Source organism: Nostoc cf. edaphicum LEGE 07299 (genome assembly GCF_015207245.1).
GTDB lineage: Bacteria > Cyanobacteriota > Cyanobacteriia > Cyanobacteriales > Nostocaceae > Nostoc > Nostoc edaphicum_B.
On record NZ_JADEXF010000747.1, the window covers coordinates 1 to 3,255 of the forward strand.

Annotated in this window: 3 protein-coding genes; 1 reads left to right on the top strand and 2 read right to left on the bottom strand. The window is 41.7% G+C overall.

What is annotated here, in order from left to right; translation table 11 throughout:
* Positions 1 to 368 (top strand): ArsC/Spx/MgsR family protein (locus IQ229_RS20040; protein WP_194046741.1); only part of this gene is annotated, 368 nt, incomplete at its 5' end.
* A gap of 220 nt (positions 369 to 588) precedes the next feature.
* Here the strand turns inward: IQ229_RS20040 and IQ229_RS20045 are convergent.
* Together IQ229_RS20045 and IQ229_RS20050 are read right to left on the bottom strand one after the other, a co-directional pair.
* The gene (locus IQ229_RS20045; protein ID WP_194046743.1) at positions 589 to 1,665 is read right to left on the bottom strand and encodes a fatty acid desaturase; all 1,077 of its coding nucleotides are present in this window, start codon (positions 1,663 to 1,665) and stop codon (positions 589 to 591) included.
* 220 nt (positions 1,666 to 1,885) lie between these two features.
* A complete protein-coding gene (locus IQ229_RS20050) occupies positions 1,886 to 2,938 on the bottom strand; it encodes a fatty acid desaturase (RefSeq protein ID WP_194046745.1) in 1,053 nt (350 codons plus the stop codon).
* Positions 2,939 to 3,255: the final 317 nt, after the last annotated feature.

The following is a 3,255-nucleotide window of genomic DNA, read 5'->3' on the forward strand; positions in this document are numbered from 1 at the left end:
AAGTGATACCATGCAATCTGCTAACAGAATCTTGGACAGTTGAGCGGTTGCGTTCATTTTTTGGCGATCGCCCCGTAGCCGAATGGTTTAATCTTTCCGCTCCCAAGATAAAATCTGGTGAGGTGGTTCCTGAAAAAATCGATGCCGAAACCGCCTTGACGTTGATGCTGAAAGAGCCACTGTTAATTCGTCGTCCTTTATTAGAAGTAGGCGAGCGCCGTGAGGTAGGATTTGATGTCCAAAAGATTGATACTTGGATTGGCTTACAAGCTGTAGATGAATCCTTGCAAGAAATCAGCGACAAGCTGATGAAGCAAGATTTGCAAAACTGCTCCCACGGCCCTAGTCATCATCACCATAATCATTAGGGTGTTTGTAGCCATCATGGTGAACAACATCAAAAGCAAGCCAGCTTAAGTTATTAGACTTCTTCTATGAATCAAAAGCCCTCTCCCAAGCTTGGGAGAGGGCTTTTGAAATTGGCTCTAGTGGTCTATCGCATTAATTGCTAGGCTGTAAGATCCCCGACTTATTAAAGAAGTCGGGGATCTGCTCACCTTCACCTATCAGAATTAATGAGATGAACCACTAGTCTTTAGCTAAGTTGTTGGATGTGTAGTAAACCCTACTACCACTATCAGGTACAAAATGGCAGCTGACACATGAACGCCATAATGACTTCCAAATAGGTTCTTCCGATTTGTGGAAATACTCACCCATCACTGGTTTTATTGCCTCAGTTGCCTTCAGCAAATTGTAGTGAGGGATGTTAAGGAATATATGGTGAGCAACATGAGTACCAATATCGTGATGGATATGATTAACCAAACCATAATCACGGTCAATACTAGAAATTGCGCCTTTCAAAAAAGTCCAATCTTCTCCACGATACCAGGGAAGCTCTGGCTCAGTGTGGTGCAAGAATGTCACCAAATCTAGCCAAACTATGAATACAAGGTAGGGCACAGCATAATATTTCAGCAACCACATCCAACCCCATTGGTAGGTGAGGAAGCCGAGTAAACCTACCATGCCAATCAAAAGTACAGTACTAGTGAGGACATCCCATTTTTCCGATGGTTTGAAAAGCGAACTGCTGGGCAAAAAGTGAGAGCCTTCTTTATTAGGAGAACGCTTAAACAAATACACAGGATAAGCCAAAAGAAAAACATAATATCTGCCTATCTTTTGGGCTAAAGGCATCTCCTTGTATTGTGATTCTGTCACAGGATACCAGCTTTCATCGTTATCGATATTGCCAGTATTTTTGTGATGAGTTCTGTGGCTGATCCGCCAACCATGATAAGGAACAAGTATTGGTGTGTGAGAGAGATGTCCAATCAAATCATTCAGCCATTTATGCTTAGAAAAAGATTGGTGTCCACAGTCATGCCCGACTACAAACAAAGCCCAAAACATCGTTCCTTGCATTAGCCAGAAAATCGGGAAGAAAAGCCAAGAATCCAGGTAATTAGCTACTGCATAAAGCAGACCGATAATCAGGATGTCACGAAAAAAGTAAAAAAGTGATTTTGTTACATTGGGCTGAAAGCATTCAGCGGGGATTGCAGATTTTAAATCTTGAAGAGTGAAAGGTAATTTAGTTGTATCCTCAGACGTTTCACCGCTAAGAGGATTGTTGAAACTGATGGTATCTAATTGCACTGGATTCTTTTGTTAGATATAAATCGGAACTTGATTTTGAGACAAGATAATCTCACCTCTAGGATGCCCACGAAACTAGCGATCGCTAACACCAAAGAAGATAATTATTGGCAATCTACCTAACAATTTTTAGTTAGTAAAAAGGCGCCAAATTCTATTTAAACACAGCATGATAAACGCTCTCGTTGGTTCAAGAGCGTGAGTGTAGTCACAGCGCTATTTATCGCTCTGTATAATGTTCGTCGAAAGTCTTATAGCCAATATCAGTTGTGTATAGTTGACACTGGTCTGTAATCTGTTTCATTAAAGGCCAAGAAAACTGACATTCATCATGTAGATAAGGCTCCCAATTTTCTTTGATGCTGCTGTAAGCTAGGCGCAAATTATAAGAAGGAATAGCAGTGGAAATATGATGAGGAACATGAACATTGATATCGTGGCACAATACTTCTACCCAACGTGGATAATCACAATGAATAGTACCAGATAGCTGTGCTAGAGCTTCATTCCACTTGTTCGCTGTCGCAAAAGGAACATCTGCGGCAGTATGGTGAACAATAGTAAAAGTACTCATCCAAAAATGGTAAATCATCCAGGGTACTAGCCAAAACTTGACAAATCCCCAGATACCAGTTGTAGCGATCAGAAGCGGGAAAGCGATCGCTGCAAATACAACTACTACAGCCACAGACAGCTTGATACTCGATTGGTCTTTCGTTTTGAAGTTCCGCCAATCAAAATGCACCACAGCCCAATGTCCAATGGAACCTACCCACCAGAAGCGTTTACGCATGAACAGTTCAAAAGCAGACTGTCGGGTTTTATCCCAATTTTCAAACACTTCTGGTCTAATTGGATGCCAAGCATTGTCCTCATCCAGCTTGTTGGTATGAGTATGGTGATAATTATGCTTAATCCGCCAACTGTGAAAGGGGTAAATTAACGGCATCATGAAGAAATGCCCTACCAAATCATTTACCCAACGACGTTTGGCAAAAGACCTGTGACCACAATCATGGCCAATTACAAAAAAACCTGTTAAAGCAGTGCCCGTAAAAATCCAAGCTAGGGGCAAAAGAAACCAAGGAGTGATAATCAGGCTGTAATAGCCCAAGGCGACTGCCAAGACACTCAGCAAGACTTGTGTCCAAGCTTTGCGACGGTTCTGCTGAAAACATTCGCGTGGCAGGGTTTTGACAATATCTTTGAGCCGAAAGTCGGAATTACTAGGCTCGTCACTTAGTTTCTGGCTATTAATTATTGATGTAGTCATGGACACCTAAAAAACAACAAACTCCTCCACCAAGTCACTAAAAAGTAACTTGCCGTAAAAATTCTTCACATTAGCGCTTCGGATTATAGCAACCTAACCGACACAAGCGCACCCGTAAGTAAATAGCTTTTTGAAAAGTTAGGAGTTACAAGCGATCAATTAAAAACGTTACACATCCTATAACGGATGCCTCTACATTTTGGACAAACTGGATACGTTACAAGCGATCAATTAAAAACGTTACACATCCTATAGCATTTCCTAATCATACAAGGTACATCATAGCCCCCTCATCGCTTGCGGGGAGGGGGTTGGGG